Source organism: uncultured Clostridium sp., assembly GCF_947039605.1.
Classification (GTDB): Bacteria; Bacillota; Clostridia; order Clostridiales; family Clostridiaceae; genus Sarcina.
Genome location: NZ_CAMQZG010000038.1, coordinates 1 through 22382, shown reverse-complemented (window position 1 = coordinate 22382; position 22382 = coordinate 1). Strand labels below are relative to the sequence as shown.

23 protein-coding genes, 1 pseudogene and 1 CRISPR repeat array are annotated in these 22382 nt (G+C 25.7%); of the genes and pseudogenes, 6 read left to right on the top strand and 18 right to left on the bottom strand.

Annotated features, from left to right (window positions below; genetic code table 11):
* Positions 1-98 precede the first annotated feature (98 nt).
* From Q0V24_RS13025 to Q0V24_RS13020, 3 genes and pseudogenes are all read right to left on the bottom strand, one after another.
* On the bottom strand, positions 99-533 hold the full coding sequence (locus Q0V24_RS13025) for a hypothetical protein (protein ID WP_297522193.1): 435 nt from the start codon (positions 531-533) through the stop codon (positions 99-101).
* A gap of 3 nt (positions 534-536) precedes the next feature.
* Positions 537-698, bottom strand: a pseudogene (locus tag Q0V24_RS17120) (alpha/beta fold hydrolase); the annotation flags it as partial.
* A 12-nt stretch (positions 699-710) separates the two neighbouring features.
* Entirely contained in the window at positions 711-863 is a 153-nt protein-coding gene (locus Q0V24_RS13020) for a hypothetical protein (RefSeq protein WP_297522191.1), read from the bottom strand.
* Between the two features lie 94 nt (positions 864-957).
* Here Q0V24_RS13020 and Q0V24_RS13015 point away from each other — a divergent pair, with 94 nt between their 5' ends.
* Positions 958-1158: a hypothetical protein gene (locus Q0V24_RS13015; protein ID WP_297522189.1), complete on the top strand. Its 201-nt coding sequence runs from the start codon at positions 958-960 to the stop codon at positions 1156-1158.
* Between the two features lie 107 nt (positions 1159-1265).
* Here Q0V24_RS13015 and Q0V24_RS13010 read toward each other — a convergent pair whose 3' ends face one another.
* The 3 genes from Q0V24_RS13010 to Q0V24_RS13000 form a co-directional block, all read right to left on the bottom strand.
* Complete coding sequence (locus tag Q0V24_RS13010; protein WP_297522187.1) at positions 1266-1694, bottom strand: MarR family transcriptional regulator; 429 nt, start codon at positions 1692-1694, stop codon at positions 1266-1268.
* Positions 1695-1789: 95 nt separating this feature from the next.
* Positions 1790-2389 carry an NAD(P)H-dependent oxidoreductase gene (locus tag Q0V24_RS13005; protein ID WP_297522185.1) on the bottom strand — a complete coding sequence of 200 codons (600 nt, stop codon included), beginning with the start codon at positions 2387-2389 and terminating at the stop codon, positions 1790-1792.
* A 254-nt stretch (positions 2390-2643) separates the two neighbouring features.
* Complete coding sequence (locus Q0V24_RS13000) at positions 2644-2847, bottom strand: hypothetical protein (protein WP_297522183.1); 204 nt, start codon at positions 2845-2847, stop codon at positions 2644-2646.
* A gap of 255 nt (positions 2848-3102) precedes the next feature.
* Here Q0V24_RS13000 and Q0V24_RS12995 point away from each other — a divergent pair, with 255 nt between their 5' ends.
* Complete coding sequence (locus tag Q0V24_RS12995; protein ID WP_297522181.1) at positions 3103-3633, top strand: STM3941 family protein; 531 nt, start codon at positions 3103-3105, stop codon at positions 3631-3633.
* Between the two features lie 122 nt (positions 3634-3755).
* Here the strand turns inward: Q0V24_RS12995 and Q0V24_RS12990 are convergent, their stop codons facing one another.
* The 5 genes from Q0V24_RS12990 to Q0V24_RS12970 form a co-directional block, all read right to left on the bottom strand.
* Positions 3756-4055 (bottom strand): hypothetical protein, encoded by a 300-nt coding sequence (locus Q0V24_RS12990; RefSeq protein WP_297522179.1) that lies wholly within the window; start codon positions 4053-4055, stop codon positions 3756-3758.
* A gap of 39 nt (positions 4056-4094) precedes the next feature.
* On the bottom strand, positions 4095-5408 hold the full coding sequence (locus tag Q0V24_RS12985; protein ID WP_297522177.1) for a M20/M25/M40 family metallo-hydrolase: 1314 nt from the start codon (positions 5406-5408) through the stop codon (positions 4095-4097).
* 379 nt (positions 5409-5787) lie between these two features.
* Entirely contained in the window at positions 5788-6813 is a 1026-nt protein-coding gene (locus tag Q0V24_RS12980; RefSeq protein WP_297522175.1) for a hypothetical protein, read from the bottom strand.
* A gap of 249 nt (positions 6814-7062) precedes the next feature.
* On the bottom strand, positions 7063-8604 hold the full coding sequence (locus Q0V24_RS12975) for an AAA family ATPase (RefSeq protein WP_297522173.1): 1542 nt from the start codon (positions 8602-8604) through the stop codon (positions 7063-7065).
* 1028 nt (positions 8605-9632) lie between these two features.
* The gene (locus Q0V24_RS12970; RefSeq protein ID WP_297522171.1) at positions 9633-10208 is read right to left on the bottom strand and encodes a Uma2 family endonuclease; all 576 of its coding nucleotides are present in this window, start codon (positions 10206-10208) and stop codon (positions 9633-9635) included.
* Between the two features lie 275 nt (positions 10209-10483).
* Between Q0V24_RS12970 and Q0V24_RS12965 the strand changes: the two genes are divergently transcribed.
* Positions 10484-10690 carry a DUF4177 domain-containing protein gene (locus Q0V24_RS12965; RefSeq protein ID WP_297522169.1) on the top strand — a complete coding sequence of 69 codons (207 nt, stop codon included), beginning with the start codon at positions 10484-10486 and terminating at the stop codon, positions 10688-10690.
* Positions 10691-10732: 42 nt separating this feature from the next.
* Positions 10733-12183: direct repeats of the CRISPR family, unit length 29 nt; unit sequence CTTTATATCTAACATAGTTTAATTAATAC.
* 200 nt (positions 12184-12383) lie between these two features.
* On the opposite strand, the gene cas3 is transcribed toward Q0V24_RS12965, so the two are convergent.
* The 6 genes from cas3 to Q0V24_RS12935 all read right to left on the bottom strand — a co-directional run bounded on the left by cas3 (position 12384) and on the right by Q0V24_RS12935 (position 18910).
* Positions 12384-14426 (bottom strand): CRISPR-associated helicase Cas3', encoded by a 2043-nt coding sequence (cas3, locus tag Q0V24_RS12960; protein ID WP_297522166.1) that lies wholly within the window; start codon positions 14424-14426, stop codon positions 12384-12386.
* Between the two features lie 150 nt (positions 14427-14576).
* Positions 14577-15692: a DNA repair protein gene (locus Q0V24_RS12955; protein WP_297522165.1), complete on the bottom strand. Its 1116-nt coding sequence runs from the start codon at positions 15690-15692 to the stop codon at positions 14577-14579.
* 11 nt (positions 15693-15703) lie between these two features.
* Positions 15704-16879 (bottom strand): hypothetical protein, encoded by a 1176-nt coding sequence (locus Q0V24_RS12950; protein WP_297522163.1) that lies wholly within the window; start codon positions 16877-16879, stop codon positions 15704-15706.
* Positions 16880-16881: 2 nt separating this feature from the next.
* Positions 16882-17646: a CRISPR-associated endoribonuclease Cas6 gene (cas6, locus tag Q0V24_RS12945; RefSeq protein ID WP_297522161.1), complete on the bottom strand. Its 765-nt coding sequence runs from the start codon at positions 17644-17646 to the stop codon at positions 16882-16884.
* Positions 17633-18289: a CRISPR-associated protein Cas5 gene (gene cas5 / locus Q0V24_RS12940; RefSeq protein WP_297522159.1), complete on the bottom strand. Its 657-nt coding sequence runs from the start codon at positions 18287-18289 to the stop codon at positions 17633-17635. Before cas5 ends, cas6 begins: the two co-directional genes overlap by 14 nt.
* 192 nt (positions 18290-18481) lie before the next feature.
* Positions 18482-18910 (bottom strand): hypothetical protein, encoded by a 429-nt coding sequence (locus Q0V24_RS12935; RefSeq protein ID WP_297522157.1) that lies wholly within the window; start codon positions 18908-18910, stop codon positions 18482-18484.
* Between the two features lie 218 nt (positions 18911-19128).
* On the opposite strand from Q0V24_RS12935, the gene Q0V24_RS12930 reads away from it, so the two are divergent.
* The 3 genes from Q0V24_RS12930 to Q0V24_RS12920 all read left to right on the top strand — a co-directional run bounded on the left by Q0V24_RS12930 (position 19129) and on the right by Q0V24_RS12920 (position 22080).
* On the top strand, positions 19129-19860 hold the full coding sequence (locus tag Q0V24_RS12930) for a hypothetical protein (RefSeq protein WP_297522155.1): 732 nt from the start codon (positions 19129-19131) through the stop codon (positions 19858-19860).
* A 170-nt stretch (positions 19861-20030) separates the two neighbouring features.
* Positions 20031-20756 (top strand): ABC transporter ATP-binding protein, encoded by a 726-nt coding sequence (locus tag Q0V24_RS12925; RefSeq protein ID WP_297522153.1) that lies wholly within the window; start codon positions 20031-20033, stop codon positions 20754-20756.
* Entirely contained in the window at positions 20749-22080 is a 1332-nt protein-coding gene (locus tag Q0V24_RS12920; protein ID WP_297522151.1) for a hypothetical protein, read from the top strand. The genes Q0V24_RS12925 and Q0V24_RS12920 overlap by 8 nt, the downstream gene beginning before the upstream one ends.
* 119 nt (positions 22081-22199) lie before the next feature.
* Here the strand turns inward: Q0V24_RS12920 and Q0V24_RS12915 are convergent.
* A partial coding sequence (locus Q0V24_RS12915) for a DUF5110 domain-containing protein (RefSeq protein WP_297522149.1) occupies positions 22200-22382 on the bottom strand: 183 nt, incomplete at its 5' end.

The following is a 22382-nucleotide window of genomic DNA, read 5'->3' as shown; positions in this document are numbered from 1 at the left end:
GCTAAACTCGGATTCAAAAGTATGTTTGCTAGTTGTGTAGTAAGTTTGCTTAGTGCTATGATTGTTGGCCTATTAATATAACAAATTAATAAATAATATTAAAAATCTAGCATATAAAGTTTTTTACATGGTGCTTTAATATTCTCAAAATATTTTTTCGCTATAATAGATGGTGTTTGCCAGTCATTTTCTCCTAATATATAAAAAACTGGAACTTCATAATCATAACCTTCCTCATCTAGACTAATGCTCATAAGCTCTTTTATGATCTCAGAATTTACGTTCATTCCTTTTATCATTGCATATATCCCACTTAATCCAAACATTCCACTTTTAAAAGCTAATTTAATTTCTCTAACTCCACCTGTTGAAAGCTTATACTTGCCTTGAAGTCTTCTAACTTTTCCTATATTCTTTGAAAATCCTTCATATGGAAAATTGCCGAAGTTATCTAATTTAACTAAATCTTTTTTGTTTCCACTTTCTTTTACAACTTCTTTTAATTTTTTAATCCCAACACTTTCATTTTCCATACAATTTATAAACTGTCCTGTTCCTATATAAGCTAAAACATTTTCAGGATATTTTTTAACATATATACTTCCAAGTAATGAACCAAAAGAATGTCCAAAAATTACAACTTTTTGTTGTTTATATTCTCTTTTAACATACTCAACAATTGACTCTAAATCAGATAATAAGTTTTTGAATTACGGTTTTTGTAAGTTCCTATTTTTAAGATAAGTTTTTCCAGCACCTCTTTGATCATAATGAACTACAGTAAAAGCTTCTTCCCACTTTTCTTGAAATGCATGTGCAAAAACAAGTTCTGAACTTCCTGGTCCACCATGCAAAAAAATCATAACAGGATTTTCTATGTTATTTCCCCTATGATATAAAAAATGCTCACACCCATTAAAACTTACATATTCTTTCTTCTCTATTTTTAAAAAGCTAATGAAACTATGTACGCAGGCTGGAATTTCTAGTATAGAAGGTGATTCACCTACTATGCTTAAAGATTTCTTTGAAAAATTTGGTGCTAAATATGAATGTAGAACTCCAAAAGATAGCGAAGTTTTTTATAATAAATTCTATATTGATTTACTTAAAAAAGATAAACTTCATAATCTACAAACTATGCCATCACCACTATAACATTAAAAATAAAGTATGAATTATACAATATATTTAGTATATAAAATTTTTAATATAAAAAAAGCCATTACAAAGTACTAAAAGACTTTGTAATAGCTTTATATTTTTTATTTTAATATATCTTTTGACATTTCTTGTAGTGTATCAACTGTAATTTTTATATTTTTTTGATCTTTTCCATCTGATAACTTTTCTTCCCATTCATCTAAAATGTTAAATAATGGTTTATGCAAAGCCTTACCCTCTTTAGTTAAGAAAACTCTTTTTTTTCTTTTATCAACACTATCTTCAGTCCTAATTAAGAAACCTTTTTTCTCTAAAGATGCTACACTTCTTGCTACAGCTGCTTTGTCTATATAAAGATTTTTAACGAGGCAATCTTGTGATATTCCATCACCATTCTCTATAAGATAAGCTATATAAATATAGTCCCCTGTTGTTAAATTTATTTCTTCTAGTTCCTTATTTAAATAACAATGTAACTGTCTATGTAAAACTGATATCCACTTACCAGTACATTCTTTGACTCTTCTCATATGATTACCTCATTTTCATTTATTTTAACTAAATTATATGAACTAAGACTTTATATGTCAATATCCCTTACTTTTCAAATTCTTAATTTTTTATATTATAAAACTTTTCCAAGTTCTTTAGCTTTTGTAAGTGAGATATTAAATGCATTTTCAAAAGCTTCACCTTGTAGTACACTTGCAAGCTCCATTGAAATTGTTGATATTTCTGAAACTCCAAAGAATCCAAGAATTGCTCTTACATAACGCTCTCCCATTTCAAAGTTCGCTCCCATTCCTTCATCATATTTCCCACCTCTTGATGATACAAATATAGCTTTTTTATCATTTAAAAGACCAACTGCTCCCTGTGGTGTATATTTAAATGTAACACCAGCTATACTAACATAATCAAAATATGCTTTAAGAATTGCTGGGAATGATAAATTCCACATTGGTGCTGCAATAACATATACATCTGCATCTGCAAATTGTTTTGCATACTTCATCATTGTTAACTCTTCTTTTTCTGGTCCAAACATTTTATTTAAAGTTTCTAAATCTAAGAATTTAATATCTTCCTCATAAAGATTTAATGTAGTAACCTGTGCATCTTTATTTTCTTCTTTATATGAATTTAAAAACTCATGTGCCATTTTTAATGTATTTGAATTCTCCACTAATTTTGGTGTTGAATTTATGAATAATACTTTTTTCATTTAATTTTTCTCCTTTTACCTCTTATCTTTTGTTTGTTTTTCAACTTATTTAAAGTCTATTTCAATATAGTTGATTTGTCAACTATATTGAAATAAAAAAATAATAATAATTATTTTTTTAAAATCATCGCTCCCCTTAATATGTTCAATAATAACATTCTTAAAATTAATCATATAAATAAAAATAATTGATTAAACAACTATATATTTTATTATAATATATAGTTCTAATTCTCCTCGCAGTCCAAATGGCATTATATCCCATTTATAATAATAGAAATAAAACTATAAAGAGAGCGTATCTTATGAGCTTTACATCCATCTACATATTTACTATTCCATTCTTCATATCTTGGAACAACCTCTTGAAATGTTGCTTTTTTACTATCTATTCCTTGCTTATAAATCTTTGCCATGTCAGCCCAATCTTTTTCGCAAACTTCTCTTATACTTATCATATTATCCCCCACTTTTTATCTTATTCTTAATACTAAACTAACTTGAATATTTGCAGATATCTCACAGTTAAATAAACTATCTATTTAATCATATTTTAATTGATATTTACCAAATTAAAAATATTCTCCCTTGATTATTATATTGTAAAATGATGAACCTTATTAATAATATAAACCTCACTCACTGTACTCTGTAAAATAATTGACATCTTTAAACTAATCTATTTATGTAATAATATCTTTAGAGGTGATCTTATGGAAAATATAAAATTTGGTGAAAAATCAGATATTTTAAAAAATCTTTTATCTATACTTGGAATTGTCATTGTTACATTCCTATACTTGGCCTTTAAATGCTTAGTTTCAGATACTAATTATACGAATAGCTACTTTAGTTTAGATATTTTAGGATATATATTTTTATTAAGTGCAGTATTAATCTTTTTGCTTTTAATTCATCTTTTTAGATTCTTTAAAAACAACTATCAATATGAATTTACAAATGACGGTATATTTTTTAGAGGTCCTTTTACAAAAGAAAAATTTATTAACTGGACTGATTTTAAATCTTTTCAAGTTGTAGCAATTAGAGGTACTATGCCAGCTATTATGCTTTATGTTAAAGATAAAGATATCTATGAAAAAAATTTATCACTTTTAGCTAAAAGATCATTTAATTATAATACAAAAAGAGGTTATGGTGAGATTGGATTTGTTTATTCTAATATGAATGGTAAATACAACTCTATACTATCATTTATAAAAACTAAACTCCCTAAATCCTAATCTTTCCTTACTACTACAAAGAACATTATAATATATTATAATGTTCTTATAATTCATGTTTATTATTTATTATTTTTCATATTAATATCTTATTATAATAATCCCTATAAGTACACTGTACACTATTTTTCATCATCAGTAGCCTTTATAATCTTCATCTCAAAAACCATTCTAGCTGGCAATGTAAATAACTTTTTCTTTAAACCTAAAAAACTTTGTGTCCTAGCTAAATCACTTAATTCTTTTCCTTGTATATGACCACAATTTTTAGTTGCTTCATATCCTATATCTTCCCACTGTATTCCTTTCTTTTCTGCTTCTTTAAGTAATAAGTAAAGCCAAACTGCTCTATGTTCTAAAGTTCCTCTAACTGCTTTAATAATAGGATTATTTCTTTTTGAAACATTAACTATTTTACTCATTTTTTTAACTCCTATAAATATTATTTAGTATAAAAATTTTTACTTATATTTTATAATAAGATTTTTGTAGAATTGCACTGCTTGTCCTATAACTTCTACCTCTATATTCTCATTAATATTATGCACATATTTAAATTGCTCTTTTGATAAAATTATAGGTGCAAACCTTAATGTACAAGAGCATAAGCTTGTAAGATGCCTCGCATCTGTTCCCGCTGGAAGGATATAAGGACCTATTGGAATATCACCAAATACACTTCTTATAGTATCCTTCACATAAGCATAATTTTTGTGATTTAAATCAGCCTCTTTTGGCATCTCACTACTTCTTATTTTCACTTCTATGCCAGACTTATCTGCTACAGTTTTAATCTTATCAATATCTCTTTTTAAATCCTCTTCTGTAATAGCTCTTAAAAATGCTATAACAGTAGTTTCCTTAGCTCTTCTTTCATCTAAAAAGCCACCATTAATTGATGTGAAACTACAACTTGTCCCAAGCATCTCTGCGCCCTCTTTACTTATCTTTGGTAAAACTCTTTTTATTATAGGAAAGAATATATCTATATTTGAAAATATCAACTTTTCCTTAAAACTCATATAACTACTAAGTTCTTTAAACATAGCTCTAACTTCCTTGTACAATTTCCTTTCAAATATATTATTGTTTGATACCTCATTAATAAACCTAGCAACTCTAACTACTGTACTTTCTTCTGATTTAAATGAAGCATGGCCTGCATTGTCTCTAGCTGTACACTCAAGTATAGTTCTTCCCTTTTCATGGACAGCTATCATAGCACACTTTTGTGAAAGCCCTGGTAAAGGTGGATCAATAATAGCACCACCTTCGTCTATAACAAGTTCAAGATTTATATTTTCTTTCTCTAAATAATCTTTAATTAAAATTATGCCCTCTCCACCAACTTCCTCATTATTAGAAGATGCTATATAAACATTTACTTTTGGTATAAATCCCTCTTCTAAAAGCTCCTCTAATGCCATAAGCTCTGCAAAAAAAGAAGTCTTTGTATCTACTGTTCCTCTTCCTAAAAGCTTTCCATCCTTTATTTCACCACCAAAAGGCTCATAACACCACTCTCCATTTTCAGCTACAGCATCATGGTGTGACATAAGTAAAATACTTCTTTTATTATCTTCACCCTCAAATTTATAAAGCAATGCTCCATCTCCAAATATCTCAAATTTAGCATTCTTATAAATTAAGGTAAACATCATCTTTAACCTCTCTCTAAATCTAATAAATTCACTATCATCTTCTTTATCATAAACTGTTCTACATTTAATTAATTCACCTAAAAGCAAGGCATATTCTTTACACTCTCTACTCATAAACTCCTCCTTGTAAACCAATATACTTTTTATAAGTATATTTTACTCTATAACTCTTTAGTAAAATTTTTTATCTATTAAGAAACTTTAGTTTAAATAATTCTATATTGCTAATTAATATCCTTATTACTCATTTTTAATATAATATATCTACAAAATAAATCAAAAAAACTATAATCTTTTAATTCTACCTTCTAAGTTTTTTTTATAAAAAGCAAAACGCCTAAAGTTTAGTCTTTATCTTATTCTATAAAAAATATTCTAACATATTAATTTTAATATGTTAGAATATTTTTATAATTTATATTAAGTTTAATTCATACTATATATTAAAATTTTTTTATACTAATTTATTTTTATCTATGTTGCTAATAAAACTTTAATCTACCTTTAACTGCTTAGTTATAATTCTTTGTAACCCTTTTCCAATAACTCTTCCCTGTGGAATAATAAGCAAATCACCATTTGTATTTTTATAAATTCCATGATCACCAGTAGTTCTACTATGCTTATATCCTTTATCAGTAGCAAGTGTGTTTAACTCTTTATATGTTCTATCTCTAAATACATTTTCCACCTTATACTTACTTATCTTTTCAACCTTATTTTCTTTCCTAAGCCTCTCTAAAGTTGGCATTATAATATCTATATAATCAACCATAGAATTACAAACTACATCTATAGTATCATTAGCTCTTAAATATTCTAATATCCTCTCTTTCTTTGTTGTTCCAAGCAAACTTACAATGTCTTTATACATATCACTAATTGACCCATAAATCTTTCTGTTATCTAAAATACTACTACTAACCTCTTTCATCCCATCAAATAATATTTCACTTAGCATAAGTTCTAGCCTTTCTAATTTCATAAAAAACTCTTTATATAACATATTTATCAACTCATGCACTACAAGGTTTGGATACTCCCCTACCATATATTTAGCAGATACACACTCTTCCATATGTTTTTCTACTATCTCATCAAAGATAATATAAGACATATTTTGGACTCTTCCATTATTATTAGCCTTTGCCCCTAATAATATATTTGATATTTTCATTAGCATTTTTTCCCTACTAATCCTTTTATCTACACCCTTCATTTCTTCATCAACTAACATCAAATCAATATACGTATATATATCATCCTTAACTCTTTCATCCTTATAATAGTTACAAATCCCCTTTTCCCTTACTTTGTCACATAGCTCTGTAAATATATTCATAGTTTCAATAACTATATCCTCACAAATATTATTATAATATTTTCTAAACTTAAAGATTTCTATCTTAACCTCTGGCATATTAGAGAATTTAGCTAAACAAGGTATCCACCCAGCCTGTAAAAGTCCCTTTTTCATATTTAACTTCTTTCTAGGTTTTCTTCTTTTATTTCCAGCCATGATGTCCCCTCCTATTACTCTCTTTTCTCAAACTATCATTGACCTTATTTATTAGATTTTTATAATTTACTTTATACCGATTCAATAGATTCACTCCAACATATCTTTTTATATTATATAGAAATCAAAAATATTATATTCAAAATTTCATCATATTCTTTTATTTAAACTAAAATAAGATAAGATGAAATTTAACAAATAAAAAAACTGCTTAGATTATTTTAAAATCTAAACAGTTTCTCTTTTATTTTAAATAAAATATTCTTTTATAACTTTTTCTTGTTTTTTATGTTCTATAAAAGCACTTCTCTTCCCATACGTAAATGTAATTATATAACCTATATTAGTATTTTCTAATAACATATAATCTTGAACTTGCTGTAAGGTCTTCTCTGTACTATAACCTATATCCCTTTTAAGTTCTATAATGAATCTATCTTTTCCATATTGAACAACTAAGTCCATTCTTCTCATATCACCCGTTCTAGCTTCTCTATAAAAATATCCTGTTCCATTTATAATAGGAGTTATAAATGCTGAAAATAAAAGTCTTCCATCATCCTCTAAAAACTTATGATTACCTCTTTCATATGATTTTTTCATAAATCGTTGGAACTCTTCTATAACTTTATCCATAGACAATTCATTATCTACACTTATATATTTACTTTTCTCATTTAATAAATCTATCTCTGATGTATCAACTCTCTCAACCATATGATTTAAAATAACTTCTGAAAACATTATATTACTAATAGTCACATACCCATTACCATCAGGTTTTATATAGCCAAACATACTTGCAAGATTTATAATTGGTATATTAAAATTAAAAAGCACTTTTTTATCTTCTAATAAAATCTCTCTAAAGAATTTATATAACTCTTTATTGTTACTTATATTTTTAGACAAATCATCAAAAAGAGTATTTGTGACTAATAAAATATTTTTAATAGCCATATTTACTCCATGTACTGTCCATTCATACTTATCTGACTCATCTATTATTTTACATATTAAACTAACTAAATAAGGATATCCATTTGTAAACTTATAAATTACTTTTGCAATATCATTTATATTCATTTTTATATTTGTATCATGAACATATTCACCTAACATACAAGCTATATCAGATGTTTTAAAGTCCATATTAATATTAAAATCCACAGCTATATTCCAAGGTGAATTATACCTAGTTTCTAAATCATTTTTAAACTTTAATTTAAGATTTTTAATATCATAAACACCTGATAATATAACAGACTTAAAAGCAGTTGATTTCCCTACACTTCTTTGAATAAATAAATATCTAAGCATACTCAAAAAATCTAAAAACACTGTATTATTAGATATCTTGTCAACTTCATCAATAACTAAAATAACAGATTTTTCACTAGTTATTGTTTGGATAACATTTGATAGTTCTAACATATTTGTTGCCTTCTCTAGTTTATAACCAAGCTCTTTTGACATCATACTAATAAACTTTCTGCAAAAGTCTTTTTCATCATTATCTATAAAGCCTAAAACCTGAAAATCAATATTTATAACCTCATAGCGTGACTTTAAAATATTAACTAACTGATTTAGAGTTGTGGTTTTCCCAAACTGCCTTGGTCTATTTATCACAAAATAACTATCATTTTGTATTAACCTTATAATCTTTTTTAATTTTTCATCTATATTAACCATATAATGTTTATCTATATTACAAGGTCCTACAATATTAAAACTCCTCTTACTTGTCTGCTCTGAAAAAAACTCTTCAAAGTTTAGTGTACTTCTCAATAAAATCAACTCCTTTCACAATTTCTTTAATTACTATTCTATCATACTATACTTACCTTTTGAGTAGAAATTTAAACATATATCCAAACCTTAATAGAACTGGCACATAAGCTGAGCTAAAAGCATAGTTATTCCCTTATATACAAGAAAATAAAAGTAATCTTGTATATAAAGAATATAACTATGTAAAGTTAGAACTGTACACACTCACTTCACTTTTCACATACCCTACTTATTATGATTTCTCACAGAAAATTACCATTACAATTCTATCCATAATGCCTAGCTTATCTAAATTTAATTCAAACAAACTAATCTTTCCTGCATCCCAAGTTTAAAACTCCTAGAATATCCATCCTGACCTTAATGATGTCAACTCACTCATTCCTATACAAACATCAAATAGGGAGATGTCATAACTGTATAGAGGCTCACTTTTTGCATTGGCTTAGCTAACCATATATTTAAAGTCCTAGCAAGACTTTCATATTAGCTATGAAAACTGCATAATCACTATGATACTACGCTATCAAATTTAGAAATAAACTCTCTAAAAATAGACAACAAAAAAACTCCCTAGATTGAATTAACATCTAAGGAGTATAAATATCACAAATTTAAAAATATACAAATTAAAACTAGCCCACTAGCCTAAAATACTATATTAAACTCAAAACAGATAAAGCCACACTACACACATGCAGAAAAATCCCCTTTAAATCCTAAACTTAAATAAAATATACAAACTAAAGTGCATTATTGAATAGAAACCTTAAATAATGGTTAGACTATTAAATGCCTTTGGTCTTATGTTCCTCAGATACTATGATTATCTGTTGAATCCTACAAGTGTTACCAGCACTTATAAGACTGAAGGTTTTTTTATTTTCTTTAAGCATAGTATTTGAATATGTAAGCAAAAATATACAAAGAATTTAATATATAACACAAAATGAAAGGATACTGACAAATCTCAGTATCCTTTCATTCTTATTTTTTTCTAACAATCGTTTAATTAATACTTATCTTTATAAATCTAAAGCTTCAAAAATATCATTTATTTTAAATTCTAAATTTTCCATTACAAAACTTTTGTATACATCATCAAATCTATATGACTTATTTAAATAATAAGAACCAAACTCACTTAATTTATATTGATGGATATCTCCAGTTTGATATACCAAATTATATTCTTCTATACCATGTTTAGCATATAAATCCATTTTCACAACAGTATCTAAACTTGCATTGCTAGGTGATACTATTTCAAAGACTAATGTCGGGATAGTTAATACTGATTGACCAAGTGTTTGAAATTTATCTTTTCCCTTTTCTTTGCATACAACAAAAACATCTGGCTTAACTCTATCCTTACCCAAAACAACTTCTATTTGCTCTGAAAAAACTCTACAAGGTTTACCAGTAAGATAGCTATCTACTTTCGCATTAATTCTATTTACAATAGTATTATGATTCATAGAAGAAAAAGATTTAGCATAAATATATCCATCTATAAATTCTAATATTTCATCGCTAGTATTTTCTACTTCGAAAAATTCCTCTAATGTATAAACTATATCATTAAATTCTTTTATTCCCATATTATCACCTCTAACTTTATTTACTTTAAGTATATCAAATTATATTTTTGAATACAAAGTTTAAATCCTAAACTTAAATAAAATATATAAACTAAAGTACATTTATGCAAAATGTTCTGATTGATTTTAAAATTAGATAAACAAAAGAGACTATATCATTATTAGATTTTTATGTAATTATTAAATGAAAAAAGAATATAAAGCAATAAATAATTGTGTTATAATATAAAACAATCAAATATATAGTTAGAATTTTTAAAATGGAGGAATCTAAAATGTTTGAATATAAATTTGTAGAAGTAGCATTAAAACAAGGATTTAAAATAAAAAAAAGTAACCCTTTTGAGGAATGCAAAGAAATCATTAATGAAAACGCAAAAAATGGATGGAGATTAAAACAGATTGTTGTTGAGCCTGCAAATAATGCTAGTATGTATTATCCATCTGCTTATCAAATAATATTTGAAAAAGAGAGCTGTTGATATATAAAATGAAAGGATACTGATAAATTTCAGTATCCTTTCATTTTGTCTAACAATAGTTTAATTTATACTTATCTTTATAATTTTATCATTTATATCTAACATAGTTTAATTAATACCTATGAAAAAACAAGAGCTTATAGACTTCATTAACTTTATATCTAACATAGTTTAATTAATACCTGAAGGGTTCCAAGCACAAGTAGGTCTTTTAAATACCTTTATATCTAACATAGTTTAATTAATACTTAATAACCTCTTTAATATCTTCATTCCTTTATCTATCTTTATATCTAACATAGTTTAATTAATACAGATTTATATTAAAAGAGCTAAAGTAAAAGGACTTGGCTTTATATCTAACATAGTTTAATTAATACAAAAATCCAGGTGTATTAGTAGGTGTTGTATCTTTAGTCTTTATATCTAACATAGTTTAATTAATACAGATTTAAAATATCATAGCTTGGCAATACTCTTTATGCTTTATATCTAACATAGTTTAATTAATACAGATTATTCTGGAATGGATGAAGATGAAGATCTTTACTTTATATCTAACATAGTTTAATTAATACTCTTTTAAAGTTTCCTACCTTATTGATATAAAAAAGCTTTATATCTAACATAGTTTAATTAATACCTAAATTATTTATCATTCCTACTACACTTTCTAGAACCTTTATATCTAACATAGTTTAATTAATACGAACTTAAAGAAGCAGTAGAAGAGTTTGATGATAGCCTTTATATCTAACATAGTTTAATTAATACGAAATAAAGTAGTAGTATATATTAACGATAGACACTTCTTTATATCTAACATAGTTTAATTAATACAAATCAATATGATACAAATGCTGCTACTTGGCTTAGCTTTATATCTAACATAGTTTAATTAATACAGAAAGGATAGTGAGAATTGAAACTATGCTAAGTGACTTTATATCTAACATAGTTTAATTAATACCTAAGTTTGGTGTGAGAGGAATAAGTCTCATTCCTTACTTTATATCTAACATAGTTTAATTAATACCAATAGTACAGTATCTCAAATTGCATTTACGCCTCTCAACTTTATATCTAACATAGTTTAATTAATACCGCTATCAAAATTTCTGCTGCTAAACTGACGCTTTCCTTTATATCTAACATAGTTTAATTAATACGATGGATTGCCTTATAGATAGTTTTGGAGAACTACTCTTTATATCTAACATAGTTTAATTAATACAGATAAAGATAATATTAATAAGGTTATTCAGACGACTTTATATCTAACATAGTTTAATTAATACAATATAATAAAAAAAGGACTATGACTGTAAGTTACTTTATATCTAACATAGTTTAATTAATACTTGTACCTTCTAGAGTTATTTCATTAACTCTTTTAGCCTTTATATCTAACATAGTTTAATTAATACCCTACTCAATATATTTTTAGCGCTGATGATATTTAATCTTTATATCTAACATAGTTTAATTAATACCCCAATTTTTCATCATAAAACTTTACCATTTCAAGCCATTTATAGCCCTAAAATGCTCCTATTTTATATGTTTTCAGTTTTCTTTTGCAGTAGACCTCCAGTGTTGTTTTTATTATTCCTAGAAAAACACCTTTAGAGTGTTGCTATAACTTACTCTAAAGCATCTACTAAAAAAAGGAGGTCTACTGCAAATTTAATTTTTATAAGAACTTTTCTTCTATATCCTTTGTAAATTTCAATCCTGTTTTAGAATTATATTTATAGTTTGCTATATAAATATGATATTCTTCATTGTAATCAAACAAATCTTTATCTCTAAACTTTTTTACTTTTCTTATGTTTACTTTTAATGCTTCTGCTTCAAGATACTTTTTCTTTTTTACTAAGTCTACATATTCAGTATATAAAGATGCTGGTAAAATACTTAGTGTTTCTGAACCACACATATCATCAGTTACATCTTTATTATAACTACCAACTTTTAATCCTCTTGTAAGCATTTCAAATGATTCTATATACTTATTATATTCTTCCCAATCAAATTTTACATATACTTTATCAAGATAGTAATTAACTTTCTCTTCTAAAATTATCCCTTTGTCACTTTCTATAACTTCTTTTATTACTTTATCTGTATTTTCTATTAAAGTTTTAGCATAAATAGTTTTGATATTATCATAAATAAATATATCTGCTATCCCTTTTTCACCTTTTCTATTTATCCTACCAAATCTTTGTAGTAAAGCATCCCATGGGGCTACTTCAGTAAACATTACATCATAGTCTATATTAAGTGATACTTCTATTGCCTGTGTTCCTATAAGCAATAAATTAGTTTTTAATCCCTGCTCTGCGACTTCTCTATCTCTTGCATTAAATCTTCCATGTATAAGTTTTGTTTGATACTTTTCTGAAAATCTTTCATATAATTCCTGCGAAGTTTCTACATTATTTACACATAAAATAACTTGTTTACCCTGTTTTAAATATTCTTCAATTTTGTCCAAATCATCTAGTATAGTTTTTTTCACCCTATGAATTTTATGTCTTACTTTCAAATCCTTTTTATCTGAAGTTATAATATTTGTTATTTCAAGTCTTTCTTTTATAACTTCTTGTAGACAAGTTGGAATACTAGCACTCATAATACAAATTTTAGCCCCTAAATTTTCTTTAAGCCATTTAAGCATTTCTAAGATATAACTTAATTCTTTCATATCAAAACAATGAATTTCATCTACTATAAAAATAGAATTTTTCATTTGAGCAAGTAGCATTTCAAACCTTTTACATCTAAACATAGCTTTAACAAGCTGGAATATAGTACAAATATTTATTTGCTTTGTACTTTTTTTAAATTGTTTATAGTCCTCTTTAGTAAAACTATCTTTGTACTTACCTAAAAAATATTCTGCTTTACTATGAAGCATTGCAACACTAAGTCCCATTTTGTCCATGTCTTTATACTGTGAATTTATACTAGCTGTGTATGGAAGTATATAGTATATTCTTTTACTCTTTTTTGCATTTTGAACTATATCACTCCAAAACATTGCCGTTGCAGTTTTTCCAAGTCCTGTCATAGCCATAATTAAAATATTAACTTCTTCTTGTAATGTAATTACTGACTTTTGAATTGAATTATGTTTAGCTCCATCTGGTATTTTAAATTCTTTTATAGTATTTAACCCTTTATCTATTTCAGTTACTCCACCTGAAGCCATATGATCACAGTAATTTAGTAAACCTTTCAAAATTATATTATCCAAATTAGCAACTATTTTTTTACCTCTTCTACTTTTACACAAATCTATAAAATCAGTTACATCCTCAAATTCAATTCCAAACTTCTCTGATAACTCATTCATTTCATCTTGATATTCTTCCCTGACTATATTCTCACGAAGTTTCTCTAAATCTCTATGATGCGTTAGGATAGCAAGTCTAACATCATCATCTAAACCTTTTATAGAAGCACTATGAATCTCATGCCTTACAGTTCTTATTTTGCTTTCTAGATAAATTTGAAAAAATTCAATAGCCTTTCCTATATCATGCAATTGACAAGCTAAATCTAACTTACTATTCATAACCTCATCTAAGTCAACTATGTCTGCTATAATAACTCTGACTTTATCTAAATCTTGATTATGATCAAATATACTTTTATTTTCTGATTTAGGTTTTGCATCATACTCTTTGCATTTATTTTGAATAGCTTTTAAAATCTCTTTATTTAACACTTTGATTATAATCTCCTTTTATTTTTTTAGTATCTAATATAGTTTAATTAATACATTATATGAATACCCTGAGCCTACTACTTCTACAAATTTTATATCTAGCATAGTTTAATTAATACCCTCAAAATTTCAAATTAAAAGTTAACTACTCTATTTACAGGTATTTTCCTCTTTTTTTGATATAATATCCAACGAATTAGCTAAAAAACCTCTATATGCATTAAATGTTCTATGAACATTATCTATTTTTACAAACTTAAATTCTTTTATTATACTTTGTAATTCTTCTTCAATTTTATTGTAAGTATCTGCATTAAATCTATCTATTCCTATAAATACCTTACTTACTCTAAACTCTTCATTTTTTTCTAGTGTCTGTCTTAGCATTTCTACATCTATTCCATCTTTATTAAGTAAACCTTGGAATACATTGTTTCCCCATGAATATTCTCCTAATATCACAAACTTTGGCTTTGTGTCTGTTAAATAGTTATTTTGATTTCCTTTAATTGCCAAATACTCTAATGCTCTAAGTGCTGAGTTTATTCTTGTGAATTTCTCATCATTTTTAAGTTCTTTTATACCTAAATTTTCTGCTGCTACTTTTGAGTAATCTCTAAATTCTAAATCTTCATCACTTATAACAAACTTTCCTACTTCATCTAAATTTAAGTTAGCTATTCCATAGCTTACACCTGCATATGTTTCAATAGTTAGAGGTAAATTTTTTCCGGCTTCATCTTTTGATACACACCATTCTTTATTAACTCTTTCAGTTCCAACTGCTACCACAGGACTCATTTGGAATCTTGATTTTCTTTTCATTGTTCCTGAACCTATTTTTTCATATTTTAAAGTTTTCCCTTTTCCTTTTGTCTGATAAAGAGATTTTAAACTTTCATCTAAGGCATTATAATCCTCTTCTGTTATACTATCTTTTTTGATAGCCATCATAAATCCAAATATATCATCATTAGCAAACTTTGCTGGATTTGGATCGCATATAATTCTACTTTTATTCCCGTTCTCTCCTGGTTGCATAACTTTTTTAGATTGTTCTAACCCATCAACTTCTTCCATAAACTGTTTCATATTCCACTTAGTTGATACTGTTGATAGCATACCTTTTCCATTAATTTTTTTAACAAAAGTTGTATTATCTGAATCACTTTTTTCAACATCTTTAGCACTTCCTGAAAGTCTACCATTTATAACTTCTATTCCGTATCCAATATTTAAAAATCTTTTGGTTTTTTTACTTTCCATTTTTCTACCCCCTACATTCTTTCAATTAATTTAACTATCATTAGATTTTTTATTCTTCTATATTTCATTCTATTTGTAAGCATTATTATTTCATCAGAATCAAATAATTTTTCACCATTTAAATCTAAGTAACTGTTTAATGTATCCATAAGAAAGTTTTCGAATATTCCTACCCCTTCTGGCAAGTATCTCAATGTTTTATAACTCTCTTGAACTTTTTTAAGTTCTACTATTCCATCACAAATTTTATCTATTACTGCAATAGTTTTACTATCCAATCTATTTACCTCCTTATTCAAAAACTCCAATAATTTTTTGCTACACTTTATTTCATACCTATTATTTGTTTTATCAAACTTAATGATATTCTTTGTATAACTTTCTGTAATTCTCCCTTCTAGCATATTTATAAGTAAATAATATTCTGGAGTTATAAATTCATCCCACAATCTTTTCGCACTTAACTTATTAAACATCTCAATATCTTTATCATCTAAAGTCTTAACTTCAAATGTAGGCATTCCAAGCCCTATATTATTAAACCTTACTTGTTCTAGAGAGCCATTATAATATTTATTTACTTTAATACCCCACATCTCTTTTATTAAATCTACTTTTGTAGATTCATTTTTTTTATCTTTTGATACATTTAACGAAATATCTCCATTGTTTTGCTCTTGAATTTTTTCAGTATAATCATACATAAAATCATTATCTGTATGATTATATAAAATAACCTCTTGTATAACCCTGCAATTAAGTATAGAAAAAACTGTTAAAGCTAAGCAATGAGGACAGATATTCACACCCTGCAAATTATTAGAATAGTTATACATTGTAAGTGAAACTATCCCTGGGACATAAGTTTTGTTAATACTATTAAAAATATTAGCCTTAGCCTCTCCACATCTACAACAAATATCAGTTCCTTTTAAATTGAAGTTTTCTTTAATTTTATCATTTAAATCCTTTGCTTTTTTTCCACCTTGTGTTAATGCCGAATTAGGGAATACCATGCTTTTAAGGTTTGAATATTTCTCACATCCAGTAAATGAAAATATTCTCTCAGACATCTTCTCTACATTACTTTCTATATCTTGTATTGTAATCTCTTCTATTTCTTTATCTAAATAGTAAGCTAATATAAAAAGTCCATTATCAACAAATACATCATAAGTTCTTTTCATAATTACTCATTCCTCCCACATATGTAAGAAATATTCCCCATTCCTATTGAATTATTTTGCCCTAATCCACAGTTATAAGCTACTTTTTGCATATCAGCATCAGCCTGGATATATAATTCAAAATTTGTAAAGCCTATAACAAAACCATCTTTATTTATATCTTTTATAAATTTTTGTTTTATTTTGCAGAAATCTTCTATCTCAAAAAATAATTCCCCCTCATATTTTTTATTGTAGATAGCTTCATACTTTCTTAAAAGATTTTTCCCAAGCGCTTCATAGTATCTCATATCACAAGGATTTAGAAACTCTGCTTTTTTAGTTTTAGGATTAAAAGTAGTTTCAACAATTGGATTTCTTACTTTATAAAGCATTATTTTACTAAATCTAAATTTCTTATCATCATCAACTGATTTAAGAGTTAATTTACAATTATCTACTTTTAATTCTCCAGCCTTTAAAATACCTTTGAATAATAAATTTAGAACTTGATTCACTCCACTAATAGTTAGCTTTACTATACTTCCCTGTTTAATTTCTATCCCACCTCTGGCATATTTAGCACCTTCAAAATACACATGGAAATTAAATAATTTATATTTTTTGTTATCAACTTCAAATCCAATATTATGTACCCTTTGCGCTCTAGTTTTATCTACCATAGCCATTAATTTATACATTTCTTGCATCAAAGCATATTGATAGTTGTAATTTAAGACTTTATCCTCTGTAACTAAAAATTTAATTATCTTTCTATCTAACTGCATTTATTTCTCCCTCCTTCCAGTGCCATAAAAATATATTTTGTTCTTCATTTTCATCATAAAATTTATCATACTCAAATTCTTTATTATTCTTAACAAGTGCCATCTTATAATCATAAGCACATTTACTTGAATTAAACTTAGTTAGAGTATTTATTCTAATTGGCATTCCAGACTTTATATTCATATCAGTCCATTGATTGTAACCGTATCCCTTTTTATCTATAAGATATACCTCTTCAAATTCTCCTGCTTCATAATTTGTTATAGTAGCTAAATAATTTGTTTTTCCCATAACTAAAGTTTCACTTAAATTTATTTCCTTATCAATATCTGTATATATAATTAACTCTGTATCAACTAAATGCTCTGTTATAAAATTATCGCCTTTGAACCTTCTACTATTTGTATAAGTATTTTCTCTTCCATCAACTTCTTTATATATTTTATTAAACTCTGTACTAATATTTTTATAATTAAAAGTGAATCCTAAAATAAAATCATCTATCTTTTCATCAAATATATTTTGAAGTATCCCAACAACAGATGAAATTGGTGGTTTATTATAAGTTTTTTGTAACTTTCCTTGAAGTGGTACTTTAAAATGAGCAAGTGGTGCTATAATTTTTATTTTTTTAAGTTTCAATCTCTTCATGCTCCTTTCTTTATATATCTTTATTATTTTATCTGGTAATATTTTCAAATTCTTTGTTATATATATTCTACATAACATATTTAAAATCCTCTTTATTATTTAGATTAATTTTTTTATATTCTATAGCTTATAAGTTTTATTAAAACAAAAAGAACCTGAGAAAACATCTCAAGTTCTATATCATTACTGTTTCATATCTTTTAACAAACTTTTTATCTCTTTCAAATCTGAAAATAAAGGAATAAACATTGCTATTGTTATTATTGAGAAAAACACCATTTCCATTCCAGCAATCTCTATATTACTAACTCCATTTATAAACTTTTCTACTAATATAAATATAGGCAATGTTATAGCTACTAAAAGCATTATTGAACCTACTCTATTTTTTTCAAATCTCTCTTTATTTGTAAATATATTAAACTTAATTATAGTTTGTTTTATAAATTTACTCTCACCAATAGTTAATTTATCTAAGTTTATATTACAAATCTTTTCAACATCTTTTTTTATTTCAAGTGCCATTATCTTATCATCACACTCATCTAACTTCAATTTATCAAATGCTTTTTTAAGTTTTTTAATTTTTGCTTTTATAAATATTTGTCTCATTATACATCCCTCCCATAATAAATTATATGAAAAACTTTTTTAAACATACTATTTTTTTAATACAGCTATTACCTTTTTACAATTTTATTTAAAGCTGAAATTTATATTAGAGAGAAATTAATTTAATTTTGTATTCTTTAATAAGTTTGATATATCTACTTCATTTCTTTATTTTAAAATTAAACCAAAATAATATTTAAAGGGAGATATAACATTAATTGATAAAATTTAAAGATAAAATTAAAGAACTACGCTATGAATCAAATTTTTATAAAGGTACACCTATAAAAATTTATAAAACTATATTTACTGTAGATAAAGTAAATGAGCTAGTATCTAATTTAAGTATTAAAAGCAGTAATGATAAAAAACAATTTACCAATTTAACTAATTTTGATAAATTATTAATATGCTCTAGTATAGGGCTTTCTCTACTCTTTGTAGCAAGTAAAATGCTAATATTTATACTTTTACTTTTTCCTATTTTTCTTTTTAACTATAAATATAAATATATACAAAAAGAAAAACTCACTACAGCAGATTTTCTCGCTAATAACTATAACTTAAAAGATTTCCAAAATGGGCGACACCTAAGTATTCAAGATGCAAAAGGAATTTATGCTTTTATAGCATTAGATTTTTTTGAAAATGAAAAACTTGTCTATGAATATACCTATTTTGAATCTACTTATAGTAAAGCTCACGGTTACCACTTTAAAAAGACTCATGAAACTTGTCTAATATTTCTTGATAAACTTGAAAAAATCATATATTTACCTGAGGGAATTGAACTAAAAGGGATAAGATATTTTTCAAGATACAATGGATATACCTACTACAATTATCCATATGCATTTATTCCAAACTACATAGAGAACTTTGATAAAATTTTAGATATGTTTAAATCTTTGTCTATCAAATATAATATCGAAATTGAATTTTCAAAATAAAAAGTAAGATAATTTAACTGCTAGTTGAATTACCATATCTTTTATTTAACTACGCCTATATTGTCAATATTTGTAATATAATTTATAATTTAAATAAGCTAATAAAAAGTATCTATAATTAATAATACTTTATAGCTTAATATAGTATTAAATCAGAAGGAGATTTCAAAATGATATTATCAGTTAAAAATTTAAGTAAATCATATAGTGAGAATTTTGCTATAAAAGATATAAATTTCAATATAAAAAAAGGAGAAATTGTTGGACTAGTTGGTGAGAATGGTGCTGGTAAAACAAGTACTATTAAGTCTATTCTAAAATTGATTCGTCATGATTCTGGTGTTATGCAGTTTGATGGGAAAGTATATAATTCTATTTTTGATATAGAAGATAAAATTGCTTATATTCCTGATGAGCCTATATTCTACGAGGACCTTACTTGTCTAGATAACATAAGTTTTGTTGGTAGCATCTTTAGTAATGATATAGATGATTTTAATCAAAAGTATAAAAACCTTGTTAAGCAGTTTGATTTTGAAAAGCATCTTAATAAGTATCCTGATGAATTATCTAAAGGGAATAAGCAAAAACTTATGATTATTCTTGGAGCTTTGCAAAAGTTTAAGCTAATGATTGCTGATGAGCCTTTTACTGGTCTTGATCCTGTTCAAATCAAAGTATTAAAAGAATATTTTATTAGTCTTAAATCTACGGGAAGTTCTGTTATGATTTCTACTCACCTCTTAGATATTGCACAAAGTATTTGTGATAAGGTTATTATAATTGATAATGGAACTGTAGTTGAAGAGGAATCTATAAGTACCTTATTAGAGAAATATAATGTAGATAGTCTAGAGAATATCTACTTAAAAATTAAGGGTGGTTACAATGGATAAATATTTATTAAAACTAATCTGTAAGTATAAATCAAAAGGATTTTTTAATGATTTAAGAAAGTATTTCTTTAATATGCTTAAATTCTATGGTACTGGTTTGGCTGTTCTTTTTGGAATTTTAGCTATCATAATATTTTATGGACAAACAGTAATCGGTCCTGATTCAGTAAATCAATACTTTAATTATATTCTTCCTATAGGTACTATGCTTCTACTACTATTTTATATGTTTTCTTCTTATACTTTAATTATTTTTTCTAAGCCAGATATATTTTACCTACTAAGAAACAAAAAATTATTTAAGAAAATTGCTATAGCAAAGTTAATTCAGCAAAATATATGTTTACTAACTGGTGTAGTAGCAATTTCTTATACTATAGCCTCTTATGTAGACTCTGCAAACTTTATAAGTGTCCTAGCAGCTTTACTTATTATCCCTTGTAGTTTTAACTTTAAATATTATCTCTACAACAAATCTAATTCTAAAAATCACAAGATAGTACTTATATTATTTCTTGGTATACAGCTTTTGCATCCTAATATTTATTTAATACTATTAGAGTATATTGTAGCTATAAAATTAGTTTATACAAGCTTTGATAATTTGAATTTAGAAAGGTTAATTCCTCTATATAGCTATATGTATGACTTTGAAAGAATGATAAAAACTGATAATGCTACTAGAATTGATAGCTCTGAAATTTTACCGTCTACTAAGACTATAGAAGATATTTCTAAAAATACTAATAAGAATATATTTTTTAGATTAAAAAAGAACTTTTCATTTTTTATCAAAGATTATAAATCAATAAAAAATAGACCTTTATCTATGAACATTGTATTTTTAATTTTAGTTATAGGATTTGGAACTTTAAATCTTTTCTTCAAAGACTATGGAATTATATTTTATATCCTTTTATATTTATATATCAATATGCAACTTAAAACTATCTTTAATAATAATTACTTTATGCTGTTTAATAAAGTTTCCTTATGTGGAACCCTTAAAGATTTTATAAGTCAGACATCATATTTTTCTGCTTTGATATATTTAATAATTAATACTATATTCTGTATATCATTTAGAAACCCTTTTTACAGTATATTATTTGTAATTTCTATTTCTATAAGTTCAGTTTTAACATCAAACTATAATGGGCTTAAAAAGCTAAAACTTTCTATATTCAACTTTTATAATATAGTCTTGGTATGTTTATACCTAGCTTTTGTTAACCCACTAATAATTATTGTTTTCTCTTTTGCTTATACTCTTATTTTATATAACTATTTATATAGCTCTATCAAACTAAAAGTTAGTATATAATTTCTGTCTAAACCTCATTATTACTATCTTATATGATTAAAAATAAAAAAACTTAGTATAATAATATTTTTGTATATATTATACTAAGTTTTGATTTTATTTTATATTTTTATACTAACTTAAAACATTATGATAAATTCTTTACCTTTTTCTTTTATTCCTTTATTGATGTATTTTATACTTTCTACTTCATTATCAAAACTTATTGAAAGTAAGTTATACTCATCATTTTTATAAGCTTTACTTTCACCATCATCATAATAATGTACAAGTTTTGCCTTTGAACCATAAACTCTATAAGT

Excerpts from the sequence above, each read along its gene's own strand:
- Q0V24_RS12950 (WP_297522163.1), bottom strand. The coding sequence starts at position 16,879 with ATGAAAAGAACTTATGATGTATTTGTTGATAATGGACTTTTTATATTA.
- Q0V24_RS12985 (WP_297522177.1), bottom strand. The coding sequence starts at position 5,408 with ATGAGTAGAGAGTGTAAAGAATATGCCTTGCTTTTAGGTGAATTAATT.
- Q0V24_RS13005 (WP_297522185.1), bottom strand. The coding sequence starts at position 2,389 with ATGAAAAAAGTATTATTCATAAATTCAACACCAAAATTAGTGGAGAAT.
- Q0V24_RS13010 (WP_297522187.1), bottom strand. The coding sequence starts at position 1,694 with ATGAGAAGAGTCAAAGAATGTACTGGTAAGTGGATATCAGTTTTACAT.
- cas6 (WP_297522161.1), bottom strand. The coding sequence starts at position 17,646 with ATGCAGTTAGATAGAAAGATAATTAAATTTTTAGTTACAGAGGATAAA.
- Q0V24_RS12990 (WP_297522179.1), bottom strand. The coding sequence starts at position 4,055 with ATGAGTAAAATAGTTAATGTTTCAAAAAGAAATAATCCTATTATTAAA.
- Q0V24_RS13000 (WP_297522183.1), bottom strand. The coding sequence starts at position 2,847 with ATGATAAGTATAAGAGAAGTTTGCGAAAAAGATTGGGCTGACATGGCA.
- Q0V24_RS13025 (WP_297522193.1), bottom strand. The coding sequence starts at position 533 with ATGGAAAATGAAAGTGTTGGGATTAAAAAATTAAAAGAAGTTGTAAAA.
- Q0V24_RS12920 (WP_297522151.1), top strand. The coding sequence starts at position 20,749 with ATGGATAAATATTTATTAAAACTAATCTGTAAGTATAAATCAAAAGGA.
- Q0V24_RS13020 (WP_297522191.1), bottom strand. The coding sequence starts at position 863 with ATGATTTTTTTGCATGGTGGACCAGGAAGTTCAGAACTTGTTTTTGCA.
- Q0V24_RS12970 (WP_297522171.1), bottom strand. The coding sequence starts at position 10,208 with ATGGGAATAAAAGAATTTAATGATATAGTTTATACATTAGAGGAATTT.
- Q0V24_RS12980 (WP_297522175.1), bottom strand. The coding sequence starts at position 6,813 with ATGGCTGGAAATAAAAGAAGAAAACCTAGAAAGAAGTTAAATATGAAA.
- Q0V24_RS12935 (WP_297522157.1), bottom strand. The coding sequence starts at position 18,910 with ATGAGACAAATATTTATAAAAGCAAAAATTAAAAAACTTAAAAAAGCA.
- Q0V24_RS12955 (WP_297522165.1), bottom strand. The coding sequence starts at position 15,692 with ATGGAAAGTAAAAAAACCAAAAGATTTTTAAATATTGGATACGGAATA.
- Q0V24_RS12965 (WP_297522169.1), top strand. The coding sequence starts at position 10,484 with ATGTTTGAATATAAATTTGTAGAAGTAGCATTAAAACAAGGATTTAAA.
- Q0V24_RS12925 (WP_297522153.1), top strand. The coding sequence starts at position 20,031 with ATGATATTATCAGTTAAAAATTTAAGTAAATCATATAGTGAGAATTTT.
- Q0V24_RS12995 (WP_297522181.1), top strand. The coding sequence starts at position 3,103 with ATGGAAAATATAAAATTTGGTGAAAAATCAGATATTTTAAAAAATCTT.
- Q0V24_RS13015 (WP_297522189.1), top strand. The coding sequence starts at position 958 with ATGAAACTATGTACGCAGGCTGGAATTTCTAGTATAGAAGGTGATTCA.